This is a genomic window from Streptomyces sp. NPDC014889, from assembly GCF_043081205.1.
Classification (GTDB): domain Bacteria; phylum Actinomycetota; class Actinomycetes; order Streptomycetales; family Streptomycetaceae; genus Streptomyces.
The window spans coordinates 235,195-256,947 of sequence record NZ_JBIBWH010000008.1 but is presented as its reverse complement, the minus strand read 5'-3'; the positions used below and the strand labels follow the sequence as shown (position 1 = coordinate 256,947).

The 21,753-nt window shown below is 74.1% G+C and carries 9 protein-coding genes; all 9 read left to right on the top strand.

All coding sequences use genetic code 11. From position 1 onward, the window contains the following. The first annotated feature begins 226 nt into the window (after nucleotides 1–226). The 9 genes from ACF09J_RS18105 to ACF09J_RS18065 all read left to right on the top strand — a co-directional run bounded on the left by ACF09J_RS18105 (nucleotide 227) and on the right by ACF09J_RS18065 (nucleotide 21,721). Nucleotides 227–979, top strand: a complete 753-nt coding sequence (locus ACF09J_RS18105) for a class I SAM-dependent methyltransferase (RefSeq protein ID WP_392306405.1) — start codon at nucleotides 227–229, stop codon at nucleotides 977–979. Nucleotides 980–1,074: 95 nt separating this feature from the next. Next, complete coding sequence (locus ACF09J_RS18100; protein WP_392306404.1) at nucleotides 1,075–5,142, top strand: amino acid adenylation domain-containing protein; 4,068 nt, start codon at nucleotides 1,075–1,077, stop codon at nucleotides 5,140–5,142. Next, nucleotides 5,139–11,957, top strand: coding sequence for an SDR family NAD(P)-dependent oxidoreductase (locus ACF09J_RS18095; protein ID WP_392306403.1), 6,819 nt, complete (start codon nucleotides 5,139–5,141; stop codon nucleotides 11,955–11,957). Before ACF09J_RS18100 ends, ACF09J_RS18095 begins: the two co-directional genes overlap by 4 nt. Before the next feature lie 49 nt (nucleotides 11,958–12,006). Next, on the top strand, nucleotides 12,007–13,572 hold the full coding sequence (locus ACF09J_RS18090) for an ABC transporter substrate-binding protein (RefSeq protein ID WP_392306402.1): 1,566 nt from the start codon (nucleotides 12,007–12,009) through the stop codon (nucleotides 13,570–13,572). Next, a complete protein-coding gene (locus ACF09J_RS18085; RefSeq protein ID WP_392306401.1) occupies nucleotides 13,569–14,552 on the top strand; it encodes an ABC transporter permease in 984 nt (327 codons plus the stop codon). The genes ACF09J_RS18090 and ACF09J_RS18085 overlap by 4 nt, the downstream gene beginning before the upstream one ends. Then, nucleotides 14,552–15,370 (top strand): ABC transporter permease, encoded by an 819-nt coding sequence (locus ACF09J_RS18080; protein WP_392306400.1) that lies wholly within the window; start codon nucleotides 14,552–14,554, stop codon nucleotides 15,368–15,370. The genes ACF09J_RS18085 and ACF09J_RS18080 overlap by 1 nt, the downstream gene beginning before the upstream one ends. After that, a complete protein-coding gene (locus ACF09J_RS18075) occupies nucleotides 15,367–18,282 on the top strand; it encodes an ATP-binding cassette domain-containing protein (protein WP_392306399.1) in 2,916 nt (971 codons plus the stop codon). The genes ACF09J_RS18080 and ACF09J_RS18075 overlap by 4 nt, the downstream gene beginning before the upstream one ends. Beyond that, the gene (locus ACF09J_RS18070; RefSeq protein WP_392306398.1) at nucleotides 18,279–19,703 is read left to right on the top strand and encodes a class I SAM-dependent methyltransferase; all 1,425 of its coding nucleotides are present in this window, start codon (nucleotides 18,279–18,281) and stop codon (nucleotides 19,701–19,703) included. The genes ACF09J_RS18075 and ACF09J_RS18070 overlap by 4 nt, the downstream gene beginning before the upstream one ends. After that, nucleotides 19,700–21,721, top strand: coding sequence for a condensation domain-containing protein (locus ACF09J_RS18065; protein WP_392306397.1), 2,022 nt, complete (start codon nucleotides 19,700–19,702; stop codon nucleotides 21,719–21,721). The genes ACF09J_RS18070 and ACF09J_RS18065 overlap by 4 nt, the downstream gene beginning before the upstream one ends. The last annotated feature ends 32 nt before the right edge of the window (nucleotides 21,722–21,753 follow it).

Below are 21,753 nucleotides of genomic sequence, written 5' to 3'. Positions count from 1 at the left end.
CCGCACCGCCGAGAGGATCGCCGCGGCGCAGGCCGGAGCCTGCGCCCTCTAGGGTTGGGAATGACATTCATTTGCGATTACGGTGCGGGCCGAGCGTCGCGCGCCCTGCTTCGACGGGGTGCTCGGGCGTCCGGCGTCCGCCGTGTTCGCGGCAGCGGGCCCGGGTGTCCCGGCCTGCGCGCCCGCTCGTCGTCAGATGCGTGACACCGGATTCCTTGGAGCAGTGATGAGCGACCCCTATGAGCGGTCCGCGGAGTACCTCGACATCCTGATCGCCGATGCCTGGGAGCCGCTGGCTCCGGCGTTGGCGGATGTCCTGTCGCGAGTCCGGGCGGTCGCGGGGGCGGTGGTGGACCTCGGGGCCGGATCCGGACGCGGTGTGCGCGTGATCTGCGACGCGCTGCCGCAGGTGCCGGTGCTCGCCGTCGAACCCTCCGCCGCGATGCGCGCCGTCCTGCTCGCCCGCGTCCACGAGGACGGCGAACTGCGCAAGCGGGTCACGGTGGTTCCCGGCGACTGTGCGAGCGCCGAATGGCCCGACGGCGTGCGCGCGGTCGTGGCCCTGAACGTGATCGGTCATCTGCCGCCCGCCCAGAGGCGTGCGCTGTGGAACCGAGCCGCCCGGCAACTCGCCCCTGGGGGAGTGCTGGTGTTCAACGTCACTCCGCCGTTCGCCCCGACGGAGGTGGAGCGGGTGCGGATGGCTCATGTCGCCATCGGTGAACTGGAGTACGAGGGCTGGGCGAGCGCGCGCCCCTCCGGAGCGGACGAGATTACCTGGCGCATGGACTACCACGTCCTGCGTCAAGGACAGGTGCTGGCCGGGGCCTCGGCCGAGTACCGCTGGTGGGTCGCAACGGAGGACGCCCTGACGGCCGAGGCTGCCGAGGCGGGGCTCACTCTGCGCCGGGCCGGTGATCCGGGGCTGGGGCTGTGTGTTCTGGAGCGTGTGAGCACCACGCCGTCACACAGTGGTTGATCTGATAATCATTTTCATTTAGGTTCACTGGTGTCCTGCTTCCCCCTGCCTGAAGGGGGAAGCGCCTTCCTGCCTGCCGCTGCAACGGAGACCGGATGAACCAGCCTGTGCCGAGCGACGACATCCTTGCCCGCGTCATCGACTGCATAGCCGAAGTCCTCGGCACACCACCGCAGAAGGTCACGCTGACGACTCCGCTCGCGGCCCTGGGTCTCGAATCGTTCACCGCGGTGCGGCTGAGGCGACGGATCCGCGAACGCACCGGTCAGGACCTGCCGTTGACCGCCTTCCTCGGTGACGCCGCAACGGCCCGCGCGGTGGCGGACCGCCTTCTCGCCGTACAGGTGCCGGACGGCGCACCGCGCTCCGGGCCCCTCGACCGCGAGGCACAGGCGGGAACGGAACCCCGTGATGTCCGGCGCGGTGAGGAGACGTCAGCGGAGGGCTTCCCCCTGACGCCCATTCAAGCCTCGTACCTCGCCGGACGAGCCGAGGGCATGCCACTGGGCGGAGTGGCCACCTACTACTACTACGAGTACGACCGCACACCCGGCGACGCGGACCCGCTCGTGGACGTGGGCCGACTGGAAACCGCATGGAACCGGCTGATCGAACACCATCCGATGCTGCGCATGACGGTGGACGACCGAGGCCGCCAGCACATCGCCGAAGCCCCCGGCCCCTACCGGGTCGGCGTCACCGACCTGCGTCACGAATCCGGCGAGCGGGTGCAGGAAATGTTGTCGGTCCTGCGTCAGGAGCGTTCCCACCAGAACCGCCCCACCGGTTCCTGGCCCCTGTTCGACATCCACGCCACGCTGCTGCCCGACGGGCGGACCCGGCTGCACGTCGGGGTGGACGTGCTCCTGACCGACCTGGCTGGCTGGATGCTGCTGATGCGCCAGTGGGGCCGTCTCGTCGAGGACCCCGCCCACCGGCTTCCCGAACCGCCGGGGCGGTTCGCCGACCTCCAGCGCGACCGCGCCCAGGACCCCAAGTGGGCGGACCGGCGCGCACGCGACCGTGCCTACTGGGCCGAACGCGCCCCCGAGCTGCCGCCGTCGCCGCGCCTGCCCCTGCTGCGCGACCCCGCCGACGCCACCCCGCCCCGCTTCGTCCGCTCCGCCGCCGAACTCGACGCCGGCACCTGGGCCGAGCTGCGCGCCCGATGTGCCGAGCACGCGGTCACACCCACCGCCGCCCTGCTCGCGGCCTTCGCCGTCGTACTCGGCCGGTGGGGCGCCGGGGAGCGGATATGCCTGAACACCACGCTGTTCGACCGTCCGGAAGACGGCGGTGGGGCCGAGGGCGTGGTGGGCGACTTCACCACCACCGCCCTGGTCGGCACGCCTCGCTTCAGCCCCACCGACTGGAAGGGCTTCGCCGACTACGCCACCGCCGTCAACCACCGCTTCTGGGAGGACCTGGACCACCGGTCCGTCTCCGGTGTCGAAGTGCTCCGGGACCTGCGGGCGCGCACCTCGCAGGCGGTGGGAGCCCCCAGTCACCCGGTGGTCTTCACCAGTGGGGTGGGTCTCGCGGGTGACGGGGAACCGCCGGCCGCCTGGCTCGGCCGGGAGGTGTACGGCATCTCCCAGACCCCCCAGGTCCTGCTCGACCACATCGTGTGGGACGAGGGCGGGCGGCTCCGCCTGGCCTGGGATGCCGTCGAGGGAGCTTTCCCCGATGGCTGGATCCCGGCCCTGCTCGGCGCCTACGTACGTCTGCTGAACACCCTGACGCGGCCCGACGCCTGGCGCGACCCGGCGCTGGGCTGGGATCCCTCCTTCCACCCCGAAGAGCCCCTCGACGCCGTGCCCTTCCCGACTGCGGGCCCGCTGCTGCACGATCCGGCCGTCGACGCGGCACGCCGGCATCCGAAGCGGCCTGCCCTGCGCACCTTTGCCGCCACCGTCACCCACGGGCGCCTCGCGGACAACGCCGCCGCCACCGCGGCGCTTCTGGCCTCTCACGGAGTGGGACCCGGCGACATGGTCGCCGTCGCCTGCGAGAAGGGTCCCGCGCAGATCACCGCCGTACTCGGCGTCAACCTGAGTGGCGCGGGCTACCTGCCGGTCGAACCCTCCTGGCCGGCCGCGCGGATCGCAGCCGTCTGCGAGCGGGCCGGTGTCCGGCATGCACTGACCGGCCGCGGAGTGAAGGCCGACTGGCCCGACGGCGTCACCGCGCACCGCCTGACCGCCACGGGCCGGCCCGCCCGCAGCGTCGCAGACCCCGCCGAACCCGTGCCATCGCCCGCAGCCCCACGCGCCGACGACCTCGCCTACACCATCTTCACCTCCGGCTCCACCGGCAGCCCCAAGGGCGTGGAGATCCAGCACCGGGCCGCGCGCACCACCATCGACGACATCGTCGACCGGTTCGCCATCGGCCCCGAGGACCGGGTGCTGGCCCTGTCGGCACTCAGCTTCGACCTGTCCGTGTTCGACATCTACGGCGTCCTCGGCGCCGGTGGCTCATTGGTACTGCCCGACCCCGCGCGGCAGCGCGACCCGCAGCACTGGCTCGAACTGGCGGGCCGTCATGGCGTCACCGTGTGGAACACCGCCCCCGCCCTGCTTGAAATGCTCGTCGAGTACGCGGAGATGGAACCGGAGGAGGCCGCCACGGCGCTGCGCACCCTGCGGCTGGTGATGCTCTCCGGCGACTGGATCCCCTTGTCCCTGCCCGACCGGCTGCGCCGACTCGCCCCGCAGGCGAGGGTGATGAGCCTGGGCGGGGCCACCGAGGCGTCCATCTGGTCCATCACCTACCCGGTCGAGAGCACCGATCCGCGCTGGCGCAGCATCCCCTACGGCAGGGCTCTGCGCGGTCAGAGCTTCTTCGTCCTCGACGAGGACGGCGCGCCCTGCCCCGTCGGTGAGGCGGGGGAGTTGTTCATCGGCGGCGACGGACTGGCCCGCGGCTACACCGGCGATCCGGTCCAGACCGCCGAGAGGTTCGCCGTCCATCCCATACTGGGCCGCCGGCTGTATCGGACCGGGGACCTCGGCCGGTGGACCGCCGACGGCACCATCGAGTTCCTCGGACGCGTCGACCGGCAGGTGAAGATCCGCGGGCACCGCATCGAACTGGGCGAGGTGGAGGCGGTGCTCGCCCGCCATCCGGCGGTCCGCCAGTGCGTGGTGTCGGCGGTGCGGGGCCCGGACGGGCGTCCCCGGCTGGTCGCGCACCTGTCCCCCCGGGGAGCGAGCGAGCCGCCGACGACTCAGGAGCTGGCGGACGCCCTGCGCGAACGGCTTCCCGACTACATGGTGCCCAGCCGGTTCGTGATCCTTGACCAACTGCCGGTGACGGCCAACGGCAAGATCGACCACGCGGCGCTGACCGCCGCACCGGCCGGCGCCCGGCACACGACTGCCGACGTGTCCGGCACGGTCTCCGCCGAGCAGAACGAGCCCTCCGCGCCCTCCGGTACGGTCCCGGCCGGGCCCGCCGCCCCCACCGCCACGGGCGAGGAATGGGTCGCCGCCGCGCTCGCCGAGGCAGCCGCTCTGGGACTGGAGGCCGCCCTCGTGATCCGTCCCGGACGGCTCCGGCCGGACCAGGCACTGGAGGCGTCCGCCCACTGGCTGAGGCAGGTGGCACGAACCACCGACGGCACGGCCGCCGAACCGCGCCTGGCCGTCGGCGGACTCGCCGAGGTGGTCTGCCACCCCCGCGGGAGCGCCGTCACGACGCCCTCCTCGGCCACCGGTCCTGCAACGACGTCCGGTGCCCCCGCCTCTGACCGGCACGTCACCGAACCCCGTACGTCCCCCCACGGCCGCGGCCAGGGCACGGTGGACCCCGCCGTACTGGACGCGCTCACCACCGTCCTGGCCGACTTCACCGACCTGCCGGTGACACCCGAGAGCACCCTCAAGTCCCTCGGAGCGACCTCCCTGACCCTGGTCCTCACCCACCGCAGGCTCCGCGAGAGCATCGCCCCCCGTCTCGCACTGGCCGACATGTTCGAGCACCCCACCATCGCCGCCCTGGCCGCCCGCATCACCGCGCAACGCACCCCGGACACGGCCCAGCTCCCCGCCGCCGACGACACCGGCTCCGTTCCCCCGTCCACGATGCCGCAGCCCGAACGGCCCGCGCGCAGGACCTCCCGCGTCGCCGCACGCGCCCTGGCCGAGGAGACCACTCGATGACCGAGCCCACCCACTCCCGAGGGCACGTGCCGGACGCCCCACGGCCGGATCACCCGGCCGTGGAGGACGACCTGATCGCGGTCACCGCCCTGGACTGTCGGTTCCCGGGAGCCCCCGACACGGCGGCGTACTGGAACCTGCTGGTCGAGGGCCGCAGCGGACTGACCCGGCACAGCGAGCGGGAGCTCGCCGGACGCGGTGTCCCCGCGCGCCTGCTGGCCAACCCGGCCCACATCCCCGTCAGCGGAGTCATCGACGAACAGGACCATTTCGACCCCGAGCCGTTCGGCCTGACCGATGCCGAAGCGGCGGTGATGGACCCCCAGCAGAGGCTCTTCCTGGAAGCCTGCCTGCGTGCCCTGGAGAGCGCCGGGCACGGCGGCGGCACCGGCGCGGGCGCGGTGGGCGTCTTCGCCGGCGCCGCCCACAGCGACTACCTCGCCCGCAACCTCGCGGACCGGTACGCCGCCTCCGCGACCGACCCCGTCGGCAGTCTCCAGGCTGCTCTCGCGGGGGTGGCCGACTATCTCCCCCTGCACGTCGCGCACCGCCTCGCGCTTACAGGGCCCGCCGTCGCGGTCGGCACCGCCTGCTCGACGTCCCTGGTCGCCGTGCACCTGGCGGCGCAGTCGCTGCTGGCGGGGGAGTGCGACACCGCCCTCGCCGGGGGTGCCTCCCTGATCGTTCCGCAGGGCAGGGGCTACCTCCATGTCCCCGACGGGATCTTCTCCGCCGACGGCCGTGTCCGCGCCTTCTCGGCGGAGGGCACCGGCATCGTGCACACCCAGGGTGTCGGCGTGGCCGTACTGCGACGGCTGCGCGACGCCCTCGCCGACGGCGACCCGATCCTGGCCGTCCTGCACGGCTCCGCCGTGAACAACGACGGCGGCGACCGCACAGGCTTCACGGCCCCCTCGCCGCGCGGACAGGCCCGTGTGGTCTCCGAGGCGCTCGCCGTGGCCGGTCTCACGCCGAGGGACATCAGCTACGTCGAGGCCCACGGCACCGCCACCCGCCTCGGCGACGTCGTCGAGGTCGCCGCGCTGCGCCGCGTCTTCGGCGACACCGGCCCGGCCTGGTGCGCCCTCGGCTCGGTCAAGAGCAACATCGGACACGCCAACTCCGCCGCCGGCATCGCCGGATTCGCCAAGACCGTACTCGCCCTGCACCACGGTCAGCTGCCGCCCACGCTGGACGCCCTGCCCCTCAACCCCGACCTTCACCTGGACGACTCGCCCTTCACCGTCGCCCACGAGGCCACCGACTGGACCGGCCCCCGGTACGCGGGAGTCAGCTCCTTCGGCATCGGCGGCACCAACTGTCACGTCGTCCTGGGCAGTGCCCCCGTCCGGCCGGAACCCCCCGCCGACCCGCGTCCGCAACTCGCCCTGCTCAGCGCGCACCGCGACGACGCCCTCGCCCGCCTGGCCGAAGCCACCGCGACCGCCCTGCACACCACGGCGGTCGAGACCGCCGACGCCGCCCACACCCTGCACACCGGCCGCGCCACACTGCCGTACCGCGCCGCCGCGGTGATCACCGGGGCGGCGGAGGCCGACACCCGTGCGCTGCGCACCGCCTCCCGACGGCGTCCTGGCCCCTCTGCGCCCCGGATCGTGTTGGCGTTTCCCGGCGGGGGAGCGCAGTACGCGGGCATGGGCCGCGAACTCTGCGCCGAGGAAGAGGAGTTCGCCCGCACCGTGCACGAGTGCGCGGATCTGTTCGACGACGGCACCGGTACCGACCTCACCGCGCTGATCACGGCCGACCTGTCCGACGACCGGGCGCGCCGGCTGCTGCGCGACCCCGCCCACGGCCTCCCGGCCCTGTTCACCGTCTCCCTCGCCGCCGCGCGCACCCTGCGTTCCTGGGGCGTCGAACCGGACGCGGTGGTGGGCCACAGCCTCGGCGAGTACGTGGCCGCCGTCCTGGCCGGAGCCCTGTCCCTGCCCGACGCCGCTGCCCTGGTGGCGGTCCGCTCACGCGGCATGTCCAGGGCGGCCGGCGGCGGGGCGATGCTGACGGTCCCGCTGGCCGAGCGGCAGACCCTGTCGCTGCTCGCCGGCCATCCGGAACTGGACCTGGCCGCGGTCAACGGCCCCCAGTCCTGCGTGGTGTCAGGGCCCTCGCGGGCCGTCACCGAACTGGAGCGGACCCTGACCGCGCGCGGCGAGCGCACCATACGGCTCTCCCTCGACGCGGCCGCCCACTCCCGCCTGGTCGACCCGATCCTGCCCGAACTGCGCGCGGCCGCCGAAACCGTCCAGCCACGCGTCCCCGGCATCCCGCTCGCCACGACCCTCACCGGAAAGCTGCTGCACACCGCTCCCGACGCCGACCACTGGGTGGCGCATCTGCGCTCCACGGTGCGCTTCTCCGACGCCCTGGCCGCCGCCCTGGGCGAAGGGCCGTCCGTCCTTGTTCAGGCGGGACCGGGCAGCGCACTGCTCCAACTGGCCCGGCAGCAGCCAGACCGGCGGCCACTGGCCACCTTGGTCACCTTCCCCGACCGCGACGAGCCGCGCGGAGGGCGTGCCGCGCTGCTCGCGGCCGCCGGAGAGCTGTGGACGTGGGGAGTTCCGTTGGACGCCGCCGCGCTGCACCGGTCGGGGCGCCGCAGGGTCGTCATGCCGGGCCTGCCCCTGGCACGCCGCAGGCTGTGGATCGATCCGCCCGCCACAAGCTCCGCGGCCGACCGGTCGGCCGCGGCAGTACCGGAGCACGGCCACCACACCGCGCAGGCAGCCCCCGATGAGGCGGAACCCCTCCAACTGCCCGTCTGGCGGCGCACGCCCCCGGCCGACACGGACGGGTCGGCGCTGCGGGGCCGCTGGCTCGTCGACGGCCCGTCGGACTCACCGCTGCCCGAGCGGGTGCGCGCGGCGCTCGCCGCCGCAGGCGCCCACGCCGTCACCCTCGACGAGGCGGCCCGAGACCCGGACACGTTCTGTGAGGGCGTCGTCGTGATCGGCCCGCACAGCGACACCGGCGAGGACCCGGCCGACGACGCAGCGGACCCGGCCGGATCCGTCGCCGCGTCCGTGCTGCACTATGCGGAGGTGGCGCGCGCCATCGCGTCCTGGGCGCACCGAACTTGTCTGCTCCACATCAGCCACTGTGCTCAACAGGTGGAGAGCTCCGACCGCCCCGCGGCCCACGCCGCCGCCGCCCTTGCCGTCCCCCGTGTCCTCGCTCAGGAGTTCCCGGGCCTGCGCTGGCGCGCCCTGGACTTGCCGGCCGGACCGCCGCACGCCATCGATCCGGAGGCCGTGCTCGCGGAGGCCGCGGACCTGGTGTCCGGTGGCCCGAGCGGCACCGAGTGCGCCGTCCGCGGCGGACACCGCTGGACGCGCGGCATCACGCCCTGGCGGCCGCCGATGCCCGCATCGGACCCGGAAGGGCCCGCCGGCGCTGACGGTGCCACCGGCACGGCCGTGGTACTCGGCGGCCTCGGAGACGTGGGCCTGGCCCTGGCCGGGCATCTGGCCCGCTCCGGACGACGGGTCGTGGTGACCGGCCGCACCGGACTCCACCCGAACCCGGTCTCCGGCAGCAGCGAAGCCGAACGGGCGGAGACGGTACGCCTCCTGCGGGACTCCGGCGCCGACATCGAGGTCCGTGCCGCGGACGCCGCGGACATCGCCGCCACCACGGACCTGCTGCGAGAACTGACCGACCGTGATGGACCGTTGGACCTGGTCGTGCACGCCGCCGGCGTGGTCGCCTCCGCCGCCGTCGCACCGCTGCGGGCCACCGAGGAGCACACCGTGCGCGCGCACGCGCACGCCAAGGTCACCGCGGCCCTCGCGCTGCGCACCGCCGTGCACAGCCTCCCGCCCGACCGCCGCCCGGCCACCGTGCTGCTGATGTCCTCGGCCACGGCGTTCGTCGGCGGCCTCGGCCTCGCCCCGTACGCCGCCGTCAACCGCTACCTGGACGCGCTGGCCGAACACGAGCACGCCGAGGGCCCGGGTTCTCCCCGCTGGCTCAGCGTGGCCTGGGACGGCTGGCGGGTGGGCCCCGGCCGGAGCGAGCGCACGGTGGCCTCCCGGCACTCGATCGGCCTGGCCGACGGCATGCGCACCGTGGACCGGCTGCTGGCGCTGGCGGCCCAGGGCCGTGCCCCGGCCTCCGTCGCGGTCTCGCCGGCCGATCTCGCACCCCGTACCGCGGGCACGCCCACCGCCGTACCCGCTTCCTCCGTGCCCGCTCCGGGGGCGCTCATGGCACGGCCGCAGACCGATGCGGAGTTCGCCACCGGTGCGGAGACGCAACTGGCCGGGGTCTGGTCGGACCTGCTGGGCTTCCCCGTCACCGACCGCGACGCCGACTTCTTCGCACTCGGCGGGCACTCCCTGCTGGCCACCCGGATGCTCGCCCGCCTGCGCGACGACCACGGAGCCGACCTCCGGCTGCAGGACCTGCTCGCCCGGCCGACCATCGCCGCCCTGGCCCCGCTGCTGCCCGGCGGGGAGCCGCGGCGCACGCCCGTAGAGGCGGGGAACACGGCGCTCCTGCCCCAGGCGCCCGGCGACGGCCCGCGGGAGTTCCCCCTCACCCGCGTGCAGCACGCCTACTGGGTCGGCGGATCCGGCGGCTACCGCCTCGGCGACGTCCCGTGCTCCTTCCACCTGGAGTACGACTGCCCCGGCCTGGACACCGACCGCTACGAAACGGCATGGAACGCGGTCATCGCCCGCCATCCCATGCTGCGCGCGGTCATCTCACCCGAAGGCCGCAACCGGGTGCTCGACAAGGTGCCCCGCTACCGCATCCGTGTGCAGGATCTGACGAAGGACGATGACGCCGAACGCGCCCGGAAGCTGGAGCGCGTCCGCGAACGCATGGTGCGTCGCGAACCCCGCCCGGGCCGCTGGCCCCTCGTCGACATCCGGGCGGCCCGGTTGCCGGGCGACGTCGTCCGTCTGTTCGTCAACGTGGACGTGCTGGTGTGCGACACCGCCAGCTATCTGATCTGGGACCGCGAACTGCGTACCCTCTACCGCGATCCCGGTGCTCACCTGCCCGCACTGGACACCACCTTCGCGGACTGCGTGGCCGCGCTCGAGCACCGTGCCGAGGGCCCCGAATACGCGTCGGCCGCCGCCTACTGGCGCGCCAGACTGGATGACCTGCCCGGCGCGCCTGCGCTTCCCGTACAGACGCAGAATCTCGGTGACCGGCCCCGCTTCGCCCGGCGCACCGCCCGTCTGGAGCCGGACCGCTGGGACGCCCTCAAGGCCGAGGCAGCCCGGCGTGGACTGACCCCCACCGCCGTCCTGCTGGCGGCCTATGGGGAAGCCCTCGCCCGGTGGTCGGGGCAGGACCGGTTCGCCATCACCCTCACCCTCTTCGACCGGCCCACGCACCTTCCCGGAGCGGACGCAGTGGTCGGCGACTTCACCTCGCTGATGCTGCACGAGGTGGACCGCTCGGACACCCGCTGCTTCGCCGACGCAGCCGTGCGGGCCCAGCGCACCCTCTTCGAGGACCTGGACCACCGGGAGTTCTCCGCACTCGACCTGCTGGCAGAGAAGTCCTCGCGCACCGGCCGCACCGAGTCCGTTCCCGTGGTCTTCACCAGCGCCCTGGGCCTGTCCGGTCCGCTCGGCGGCGGACACGACCTGGACTGGGCGGGCACACCCGTGTACGGCGTGAGCAGCACCCCGCAGACCTGGCTGGACCACCAGGTGATCGAGCAGCACGGGGCGCTCCTGCTCCAGTGGGACGTACTGGAAAGCGCCCTGCCCGCCGAGGAAGCGGACGCGGCGTTCGCCGCCTGCACCGCGCGCGTGCGCCGACTGGCCGACGCCCCGCAGGCGTGGGACCTCGAGGAGCCCCGTTCCGCGTCCGCAGCCCCGGTCCGAGAGCCGGATCGGGCGGTACCTGCCGACGCAACCCGGACACGGAAACCGTCCAGGTCCGGTGCGAGCCCCGACACCGACGCGGCCATGCTGCTGCACGACGGCAGTGGCGACCGCCCACTGTTCCTGATGCATCCCTCCGGCGGGGACGTGCTGTGCTACGGCGAACTCGCCCGTCTCCTCACCGACGGCCGGCCCGTGGTCGCCCTCACCGATCCCGCACTGACCGGCGGCACCGGACCGCGGACCATCGCCGAGATGACGGATCGCTACCTCGCCGCGCTGCGCCCCCACCAGCCGCAGGGCCCCTACCTGCTGGGCGGCTGGTCGATGGGCGGCACGGTCGCCCACCAGATGGCCGTCGAACTCGAACGGCGCGGCGAGAGAACCGACCTCCTCGTCCTGATCGACTCCAACACCCCCGACCGCATACGGGCGTTGGGCGGCACCGACAGCGCCCAGGACACCGCCTTCGCGGCCATCCGCTACCTGCGCTCGCTGGAGGCGTTCCTCGACATCGATCTCGGCCTGGGCGCGGACGCGGAGGTGATCCGCAAGGCCCTGAGTCCGGCGGCGATACGCCAGGCCGTCACCGAACGGCTGCGGCTGGCCGGTCTGCTCGGCCCGCGGGACACCGCCGACACCCGGCTGGAGGTCTTCGAACGCCACCTGCGGGCGCTGGCGGACCACCGGGCCGGACACCTCACCGATCCGGCCACCCGCCTGCTGCTCATCGCCGCGTCCCGCCCCTCGCCGCACAACGCCGGCGTCGGCATGGGCGTCGACGACGCCGGGGACCTGCCCGCCCTGGGATGGCTCCCGCACGTCAACGGCCCGGTCGACGCCCACACCGTCCAGGGCCACCACTACTCCCTGCTGCACGACCCGGCGGTACGCCGGACCGCCGCCCTGATCGACCGGGCCCTGGCCGCCGTACGCGCCGACCGATAGGCCCCCAGACCTTTCTTCCTGACACCCGAAGCTCTCGCGGAAAGAAACCATGCACCAGCACTCGTCGCCCCATGTTCCCCTGCGCCGCAGATCCGCACTCGTCGCCCTGGCGGCGACCGCCACCCTGCTGTTGAGCGCCTGCTCCGAGCCACCCGGCACCCACACCCCGACGTCCGGCACCGGCGCACCGGTCGACGGCGGCACCCTCCGCTACGCCCTCGCCGGATCGCCCGCCACCGCCAGTGACGACCCGCACGGCGGTCTCGGCAACGAGTCCGACGTCCTGCGGTTCGCCCTGACGTACGACGTGCTCACCGTCCCCGGCAAGGACGGCAGGACCCGACCGCGGCTCGCCACGTCGTGGAAGCCCAACGACGCCATGACCCGCTGGACCTTCACCCTGCGCGAGGACGCCCGCTTCACCGACGGTACGCCGGTACGCGCCGCCGACGTGCTGTACTCCCTGCGGCGTATCAGCAGCAAAGCCGCCGAGAACTACGGCCGGCTCGCCGACTTCGACATGGAGAAGTCCACGGCCCGCGGCGAGTACACCGTCGTCCTGGCCACGCGCGCCCCGATGGCCGACGCGCCCCGGGCGCTGGAATCCGTCACCTTCGTCGTACCCGAGGGCACCAAGGACTTCTCCCGCCCCGTCACCGGCTCGGGTCCGTACCGGGTGGAGCAGACCAGCGCCCAGACCACCGTCCTGGTCCGCAACGACAAGTGGTGGGGCGAGCGACCGCACCTGGACCGGATGGAGATCCAGGCCGTCGCCGACCCACAGGCGCGGGCCAACGCCGTCGCCTCCGGACAGGCCGACGTCGCCGGCAGTGTCAGCCCCGCCGCGGTCAAGAGCGCCGGCTCCCCGGCGAAGACACAGGTGATCCGGCGGAACGGAGTCACCGAGTACCCGTTCATCATGCGCCTGGACACCAAACCGTTCGACGATCCCAGGGTCCGCGAGGCGTTCCGCCTGGCGGCCGACCGCAAGGCCCTGGTCGACACCGTGTTCCTGGGCTACGGCAAGGTCGCCAACGACCTTCCCACCCCCTACGACCCGTCGGCCCCCAAGGACCTGCCGCAGCGCGCGCGTGCCGTGGAGAAGGCCAGGAAGCTGCTGGCGGAAGCGGGCCACGCCGACGGACTGTCCGTCACCCTGCACACCACCACCTCCTACCCCGGCATGGACACCGCGGCCACCCTCTACGCCCAGCAGCTTGCCGACATCGGCGTCCACGCCGAGGTGAAGGTCGAGCCCGCCGACACCTACTGGACCGCTGTCTACGCCAAGAAGGCGTTCTATACCGGCTACTACGGCGGCATCTCCTTCCCCGACCTCGTCCGCGTCGGGCTGCTGTCCGACTCCCCGACCAACGAGACCGCCTGGCGCAGCAAGACCTTCGACAGCGGCTTCGCCCAGGCGATGTCCACCGCGAACGAGGCGCGGCGCAGGCAACTGCTCTCGGGCATCCAGCGTGAGCTGTGGAAGGACGGCGGCTACGTCGTCTGGGGTACCGGGGACGGCCTGGACCTCACCGCGCCCGGCGTGCACGGACTGCCCGACGGGCCCGGCTTCCAGCGCATGTTCATCGACCAGGCGTGGATGGCCAAGTGACCCTGCGCACTGTCAGCCGTGCCCTGCGTCCGGTCGGCCGTGCCGCGGCCCTGGCCGTCGCCGTCACGGCCGTGGTCTTCATGGCCACCGAACTGCTTCCCGGCGACGCCGGGGAACTGAGGACCGCGGGTCGGGCCTCCGCGGAGGACGTCGCCGCGGAGCGCGACCGGCTCGGGCTGGACCGGCCCGCCATGGTGCGCTACCTCGACTGGCTGTACGGCGTGATCCGGGGGGACCTGGGACACTCGCTGGCGGGCGGGCGGCCGGTGGCTGCGCTGTTCACGGAACGGCTGCCAGCCACCGCCGTCCTGGTCGCAGTGGCGCTGGCCGGCACCGTGCTGTTGACCGTGGCGGCCCTGACCGTCACGTACCTGCGCGGCGGCCGGGGCGGCTCGGCCGCCACCGGGCTGGCCGCCGTGCCGCAGCCGGTCTACGCGGCGGTGCTCGGCGCGGTCCTGGCCGGGCTGCTGGGCTGGCTGCCTCCCGTGTCCCTGCTTCCGCCCGGCGCCTCGCCCCTGGCCGATCCGCGGCTCCTGGCGCTGCCCGCCCTCACCCTGGCCCTGCCCTCGGCCGCGTTCGCCACCGTCCTGCTGCGTGGAGCGATGGGCGACGCCCTGCGCCGTCCCCACGTGACCGACGCGCGGCTGCGCGGCCTGCCCGCCCCGCTGGTGCTGTACCGGCACGTCCTGCCCTTCCTGTACGCGCCGGCGCTCCAGGTGACGGCCCTGCTGGCCGGCGGCCTCATGGCCGGAACCGCCCTGGCGGAGACGGTGTTCGGCTACCCGGGCACCGGTCAGCTCCTGGTGTCGGCCGTCGCGGTGCGAGACGTTCCCGTCATCCAGGCCGCGGCCCTCCTGCCGGCCGCCGTGCTGCTGCTGGGCATGATCCTGGCCGACCTGGCCGCCCGCCGCACCACGGTGCCGGGCCCGGCGCTGCATGGCGGCCGGTCCGTGCCGGAAGCCGCGGGAGGGGGCGGGTGATGGGCCGGTCCGTGCCGTCCTTCCCGGCCGCCGCCCGCCGTACGGCGCCCGGGGCCGCGGCCGTCGTCCTGCTGGTGTGCGTACCGCTGGGCCGGTACGCCGCTCCCCACCCGCCGGAGCGTACCGTCGCCGCGCCCTGGGCAGGGCCCGGCGGACGGCATCCGCTGGGCACAGACGTCCTGGGGCGCGATGTGCTGTCCCGGGTCCTGGCCGGGGGCACCCAGCTCCTGACCGTGTCTCTGCTCGCCGCGACCGCCGCCGTCGTCTGCGGCACGGCCCTCGGCCTCGCCGCGGGCTGGTCGGGCGGCCGCACCACCCGTGCCGTGCGGGCCCTGTGCGATCTGCTGCTTGCGGTCCCCGCCCTCGTCCTGGCGCTGGTGCTGGCCACGGCGCTGCCCGGGGCCACGGCGGTCGTGGTGGCGGCGGTGCTCGCGGGTGCGCCGCTGACCGCACGGGTCGTCGCCACCCAGTGCGCGCAGCTGCGCGACAGCGGTCATGTGCACGCCGCCGTCGCACGGGGCGAGCGCACACCTGCCGTCCTGCTCCACGAGGTGCTGCCCGCCCTGCGCCGCCTGGTCGCCGCCGACGCCGGACTCCGGCTGGTCACCGCACTACAGATCGCGGCCGCCCTCGCCGTCCTCGGTCTGGGACCCCAACCCCCGGCGCCTGACTGGGCCCTGATGCTCAGTGAGAACCTTCCCGGCGCCGCGCTCAACCCCCTGGCACTGCTGGCCCCCGCCGTTCCCCTGGCGGGCTGCGCCTGGGTGTTCGCCGCGGCCGCCCGGACGGCCGCCCGCAGGCCGGGGGAGGCGGTATGACGGCCCACGCCCCCACTGCCGCCCGTACGCCCCTGCTGGCGGCCGAGGGGCTGACCGTCCGCCGCACCCGTGACGGCGCGACGATGCTGCCAGCGGTCGACGTGACTGTCGGCTCCGGGGAGGTACTGGCCGTCACCGGCCCATCCGGCGTGGGAAAGACCACCCTGCTGCGCGCCCTGCTCGACGTCCTTCCGGACGGCCTGCACCGCGCGGCCGGCACAGTGCGCTGGAGCGGGGCGACGGTACCGCGGGGCCGGGCGGCCAGGCGGTGGCGGCGTGCCCGGTGCGGCGTGCTGGGCCAGGACCCCGGCGCGGCCTTGAGCCCGCTGTGGCGGGTGGACCGGCTGATCGGCGAGGAGTTCACCGGCGACGCCGCCGCCCGCGCACAGCGGGTCGAGGCCCTGATGCACCAGCTGGGCCTTCCGCCCGGGCTCGCCTCCCTGCGCGCGGGGGAACTCTCCGGCGGGCAGGCCCAGCGGGTCGCCCTGGCCCGAGCCCTGTGTGCCGACCCCGAACTGCTGGTACTGGACGAGCCGACCTCGGCGCTGGACCGCGCCACGGCCGATCTGGTCGCCGAAGTGGTGCGCTCCCGGCGAGGTGTTCCCGGCCGGGGCGTCGTCCTGGTCACGCACGAGGCCCGGCTGGCCGCGGAACTGGCCGACCGGACCCTGGTGCTCGCCGCCGACCCGCGGCCGACCCCCGGCCCGGCACCCCAGGCACGTTCGGTACGGAATCCGATCCGGCCGGCCACCCAACCCCCGGTGACCGGGCATCCGTCCCCGCCTGCGCGGGCCGCCACCGTCCCGTCACCGTCCCCCTTGCTGTCGGCGCACGGCCTGACTCTGCTCACCCCGGACGGCACACCGCTGCTCCACCCCAGTGAACTGGAACTGCCGGCAGGCGGCTGGCTTGCCGTCATGGGAGCGTCGGGCACCGGAAAGACGACCCTGCTGCACGCCCTGGCAGGCCGCCGCCCACCGGCCGGCGGACAGTTGCTGCTGCACGGACGCCCGCTGCCCTGGGCCACCCGCCTGCGTGGCCGGCGGATGCTGCGAGCCGTCCAACTGGCCGGACAGGACGCGGTGACGGAACTCAACCCGGCGCACACCGCCGGCCGGTCGGTGGCCCGGCCGCTGAAGGTGTTCCACGGCATGACCGGAACCGCCGGGCGGGAACGGGCGAGAGAACTCCTCGAAGCCGTGGGAATCCCCGCCGAACTGTCCGACCGCAGACCGTCGACGCTCTCCGGTGGCCAGCGCCGTCGGGTCGTCCTCGCCCGGGCCCTCGCCGCCGGCCCCGACGTGCTGCTCCTCGACGAGCCCACCGCGGGCCTGGACCCGGCAGCGGCGCGCGTCGTCCTCGACCTGCTGGACCGGCTGCGCAGGAGCGGCCCGGCGGTCCTGACCGTCACCCATGACGCCGGCACGGCCGCCCGCGCCGACCGCGTCCTGCACCTGACCGGGCGCCGCCTGACCACGGGGTCGCCCCTGGCCCCCGACCACCCCACCACGATCGAACGGAGCACCCCGGTGTCCGACAACAGCACGGCTGACCACACCGCACGGATGGCGGACCTGCTGTCCGCCCACCCCTGGGTGGCGCGGGCACGCCCCGCACCCGACGGCGGCGCCCTGGTCGTCCCGCACCCGAGCGCGGTGGCCGCCTCACCCCAGCCGGGCCCCCTGCTGCGCGAGCACCTCGAACAATGGGCCGAAGTCTACGAATGGGTGTACGAAACGGGGGAGGGTCGGCACGCCGACGACCTGGACCTGTCCGGATGGCGGGCCTCCGACACCGGGGCGCCGCTGCCCGAGGCCCACATGCGCGACTGGGTGGACCGCACCGTGGACCTCGTCCTGTCCCAGAACCCGACCAGACTGCTGGAACTCGGCTGCGGCACCGGCCTGCTCGCCCACCGCCTGCACCCGCGCCTGGACGGGTACGTGGGCACCGACGTCGCCCAGGTCGCGGTGGACCGCCTCACCGCCGCGGGCCTGCCCCGCACCGGGTTCGTCCGGGCCGCCGCCCACGAGACGGCCTCCTCCCAGGTGTGGGACGCCATGGACGCGGTCTTCGGTCCCGATGTGCTCCCCGACTGCGTGCTGCTCAACTCGGTCACCCAGTGCTTCCCCGATCTGGCCTATCTGACGGCCGTTCTGCACGGCGCGCTGTCCGCCGTCCAGGACGGCGGCACCGTGGTCGTGGGGGACATCCGGCACTCCGGCCTGCTGCTCGACCACTTCGGTCGGCTGGAACGGGCGCGTGACCCCGAGGCGGACGACACGACGATCGCCGCCAGGGCCGCGGCCGCCGCCGAGGCGGACGAGGAACTGTCCTTCACTCCCGCGGCCGTCGCCGCCGCGGCCGCCGCCCAGCCGCGGCCGGTCCGCATGAGCGTCCACGCCCGCACCATGTCCGAGGACACCGAACTCACCCGCTACCGCTACGACGTCGTCCTGCACGTCGGCCCGCACACCGGCGGACCAGGCGCTCAACGTGTGCGCCGGACGTCCTGGGACGAACACCGGGGGAGCGACGTGCGGGAAGTGCTGCGCGGTGCGCTCGGCGGCGGCCCCGTCGTCGTCCACGGCATCCCCAACGCCCTGCTCCGCGACGCGCCGGGGGCGGTGACCCCGTACGCCCTGCGCCAGGCCCTGGACGGAGTGGACGCCGCCGTACTGCTCGACGTCGCCGACCCCCGCATGCTGGCCGTGGCGGCTCCCGCACACTGCGCCCCTGCCGCGGCCGAGGACACCCCGATGCCCTCCGGCCCGGCCGCCCACGAGCCGTTCCCCCTGTTCGTACGGCGCCGCCTGCCCGAAGTACTGCGCGACCACCTGCGCCAAGCCGACCCGCACGCGACACCGCCGGCGATCACCGTGGTGGACGGCACCGAGGACGGTCACCCGTGAACGAGGCGCTCAACGACGCCGTCCTCACCGGGCTGCCCAACGTGACGGACTGGCAGCTCCTGCGCGGCGGCGGGCAGGACACCCTGTTGGTGGCGGGACCGCTCCCGGCGACGCGGGAAACATCTGGTCCCGGCCGGGACGACGCCCGCGCCGCGAGCCGGGCCGCGGACGCCGGCGACACCGCCGTACGCGGTACCGACCTGGCCGCTCTCCCGGCACTGATGCGGCAGCTCGACGAGACGGCACTGCTGACGATGGCCCGGGTGCTGGACCGGACCCGCCTGTTCCGCGACGGTGGCCGACACGGCACCGACGAGGTCCTCGCAGCCCTGGCGGTCGCCCCCCGGCACGCGTGGATCGTACGGCGCTGGCTGCGCACCCTGACCGCCGAGGGCCGGCTCGGCCTGGACGCGTCGACGAGCCGCCACCACTCCCTGGAGGTGCCCGACCGCCGCGACCACGCCCGGGCGCTGCGCGAGCTGGACGCCGCCTGCCGGGGCCTGGGCTACCCGGCGTCCATGACCCGCTTCTTCCGGGCCGCGGCCGAACGGCTGCCGCTGCTCCTCCAGGACCGCGCAACCCTGCACGAGGTGCTCTTCCCCGACGGGGAGACGAACACCGCGCAGGGCAACTACCGCGACAGCGTCCCCAGCCGCTGGGCCAATCACGCAGCTGCCTCCCTGATCGCCCAAGAGACCCGCCGACGGACGGCACCGACTCCTCTGCGCGTCCTGGAAGCGGGGGCCGGAGTGGGCGGTACCACCGGCACCGTCCTGGAAGCCCTCGGCGGCACTCCCGTCGACTATCTCTTCACGGACGTCTCCCCGTTCTTCCTGCGGGCGGCCAAGGACGTCTTCGGCGACCGCCCCGGACTGCGGCACGCCCTGTTCGACATCCAGGCCGACCCGCTCGCGCAGGGCTTCGAGGCAGGCTCCCAGGACGTCGTCCTGGCGGCGAACGTCCTGCACAACGCACGGCACGCCGGCCGGTCCCTGGCGGCCCTGCGGGAGCTGCTGGCCCCCGACGGACTGCTGGTCCTGGTGGAGTCGTGCCAGGAGCACTACCAGGCGCTCACCTCCATGTACCTGCTGATGTCGCCCGCGCCCGACGAGCAGGGCTGGTTCACGGACCTGCGAGCCGACCAGGACCGGGTCTTCCTCACCGCCGATGAGTGGACGCGGCAACTGGACGCGGCGGGCTTCGACCCGCTCCCCATCCTGCCGCACGAAAGACATCCCCTGGCCGCGGCCGCGGGCCAGCGTGTCATCGCAGGTCGTGTCAGGGCCCACGGCACCAGACCGGACCCCGGCCGCGTTCGCGCCGCGCTCGCCGACCGGCTGCCACCTGCCGTTCCCCTCCCACGGGTCCACGCCGTGGACGACATCATCCGCACCACCCTCCCGACTGGAGCTTCCTGTTGACCTCCTCCTCCGCCCCCGACCTCACCGCCGACGCGCGGACGGCCCCGGCCGATCTCGTCGACGCCGTCCGCGCCGTCTGGGCCGACGCCCTGGAGACCGACCTCACCGCCGTACCGGCCCATGCCAGCTTCCTGAGTCTGGGAGGCGACTCCGTCCTGGCCGTCCGCATGGCTGCGATGCTGCGCAAGCGGCTGGGCACGCCGCTGGCCCTGGCGGACGTCCGCGTCGAGCAGAGTGCCGCGCAGCTCGCCGCGCTCGTCCACGAACGCAGCACCGGCTCCGCAACCGGCGCGCTGCGCCCGCTGCCCCTGGACCTGCGCCGACGCGAGGACCCGGACGCCCCGTTCCCGCTCCTGCCGCTCCAGCAGGGCTACTTCGTGGGCCAGCAGGACGCCTGGGAGCTGTCCTACCGCTCCGCCCACCACTACGTGGACATCGGGCTGGAGGACATCGACGCCGACGAAGCCCCCGAAGCGCTGCAGGACGCCCTGGAGAGACTGGCCGAGCACCAGGCCGTCCTGCGGGCCCGGATCCTGCCCGACGGCCGGCAGCACATCCTGCCCCTGGACGATCCGCAGGCGATACCGCAGTTGCGGGTCACCGACCTCCGCGACGCCGACGAGGAGACGGCCGCCGCACGGCTCGCCGAGATCCGGCACGAGATGAGCACCGAGGGCCCCGACCCGTCCCAGGGTTGCGGCCTGGACATGCGCCTGACTCTGATGCCCGGCCACCGCGCGCGGCTGCACTCCTCCACCAGCCTGCTCATCATCGACGGCTGGTCCTCCAGCGTCTTCTACCGCGACCTGTTCGCCCTGGTCTCCGACTACAACGCCGTCCTCGCCCCCCTGGACATCGACTACGGCGACTACGTGACGACCCTGCGGGACCTGCCCGGCACACGGGCGTGGCAGCAGGACCGCGACTGGTGGTGGGACCGGGTCGACGGCTTCCCCCTGCCGCCGGCCCTGCCGCTGGTGGCCGACCCCGGGGAGGTGCGCCCTACCCTGATGGGCACCCGGCAGGCGGTGCTGGACCCGCAGTGCTGGTCGGCGCTGCGCCGTCTGTGCACCGAACACGGCGTGACCCCGTCCGCGGCGATGTTCGCCGCCTTCTCCGCGGCCGTCGCCCGGGCCTGCGGCCACCGCCGCTTCCTGCTCAACACCCTTCAGCTGAACCGGCTCCCGCTCCATCCCGACGTGTCCAGGCTGGTGGGAGCCTTCTCCTCCACCATGCTGCTGCCCGTCGACCTGCCGCCGGCCCCGGTCTTCGCCGACCTCGCCACCCGGGCCCAGCAGGAGATCGGCGACGCGCTCGCCCACAACCTGATCACCGGGGTGGAGGTCTCCCGCGAACTGGGCCGCCGGCGAGGCACCCACCGTCCGGTGGCCCCCGTCGTCTTCCAGTCGACCCTGGGCGTGGACGCGGCGCTGGGCAGCGAGGTGCCGCAGGAGGCCGGACCGCTCGGAGTGATCGACCTGCTGAGCCACCACCAGCAGCTGCGGACGCCTCAGGTGGCCCTTGAACTCCGGCTGTTCGAGCTGCGTGGCGAACTCGTCGTAGCCTTCTCGCTGGTGGAGGAACTGTTCGCGGGCAAGGACGTCGACCGTATGTTCGGCGATCTCATGGCCACCGTGGAGTCGCTGGTCGAGCCGGACGGCTGGTCCGCCCTGGTCGAACTGCCGGAGGCGGTCGACGGTGAGCAGGCGGAGACGACCCGGCCGGCACCCGGACGACGCCTGTCCGTACCCGCGACGGCGGCCGGCGGAGCGGAGCCGGGACCGCCCCGGGACGAGGTGGAACGGGCCGTCGCCGCGCACTGGCAGAAGCTGCTGGACTGTGCGGTGGACGAGCGCAGCGCCGACTTCTTCGCGCTCGGCGGCGACTCGCTGCTCGCCGTGCGGATGCTCGCATCACTCGCCCGGGAGGGACTGGGGCGGGTGACACCGCGCCGCTTCCTCCGGCAGCCGACGGTGGCGGGACTCGCCGCCGCGTTGCGGGAACCGGACGAACGGTGAGTGGAGTGCGGCGGGGCGGAGGCCGTCCCCGC

Excerpts from the sequence above, each read along its gene's own strand:
- ACF09J_RS18075 (WP_392306399.1), top strand. The coding sequence starts at position 15,367 with ATGACGGCCCACGCCCCCACTGCCGCCCGTACGCCCCTGCTGGCGGCC.
- ACF09J_RS18105 (WP_392306405.1), top strand. The coding sequence starts at position 227 with ATGAGCGACCCCTATGAGCGGTCCGCGGAGTACCTCGACATCCTGATC.
- ACF09J_RS18095 (WP_392306403.1), top strand. The coding sequence starts at position 5,139 with ATGACCGAGCCCACCCACTCCCGAGGGCACGTGCCGGACGCCCCACGG.
- ACF09J_RS18100 (WP_392306404.1), top strand. The coding sequence starts at position 1,075 with ATGAACCAGCCTGTGCCGAGCGACGACATCCTTGCCCGCGTCATCGAC.
- ACF09J_RS18090 (WP_392306402.1), top strand. The coding sequence starts at position 12,007 with ATGCACCAGCACTCGTCGCCCCATGTTCCCCTGCGCCGCAGATCCGCA.
- ACF09J_RS18080 (WP_392306400.1), top strand. The coding sequence starts at position 14,552 with ATGGGCCGGTCCGTGCCGTCCTTCCCGGCCGCCGCCCGCCGTACGGCG.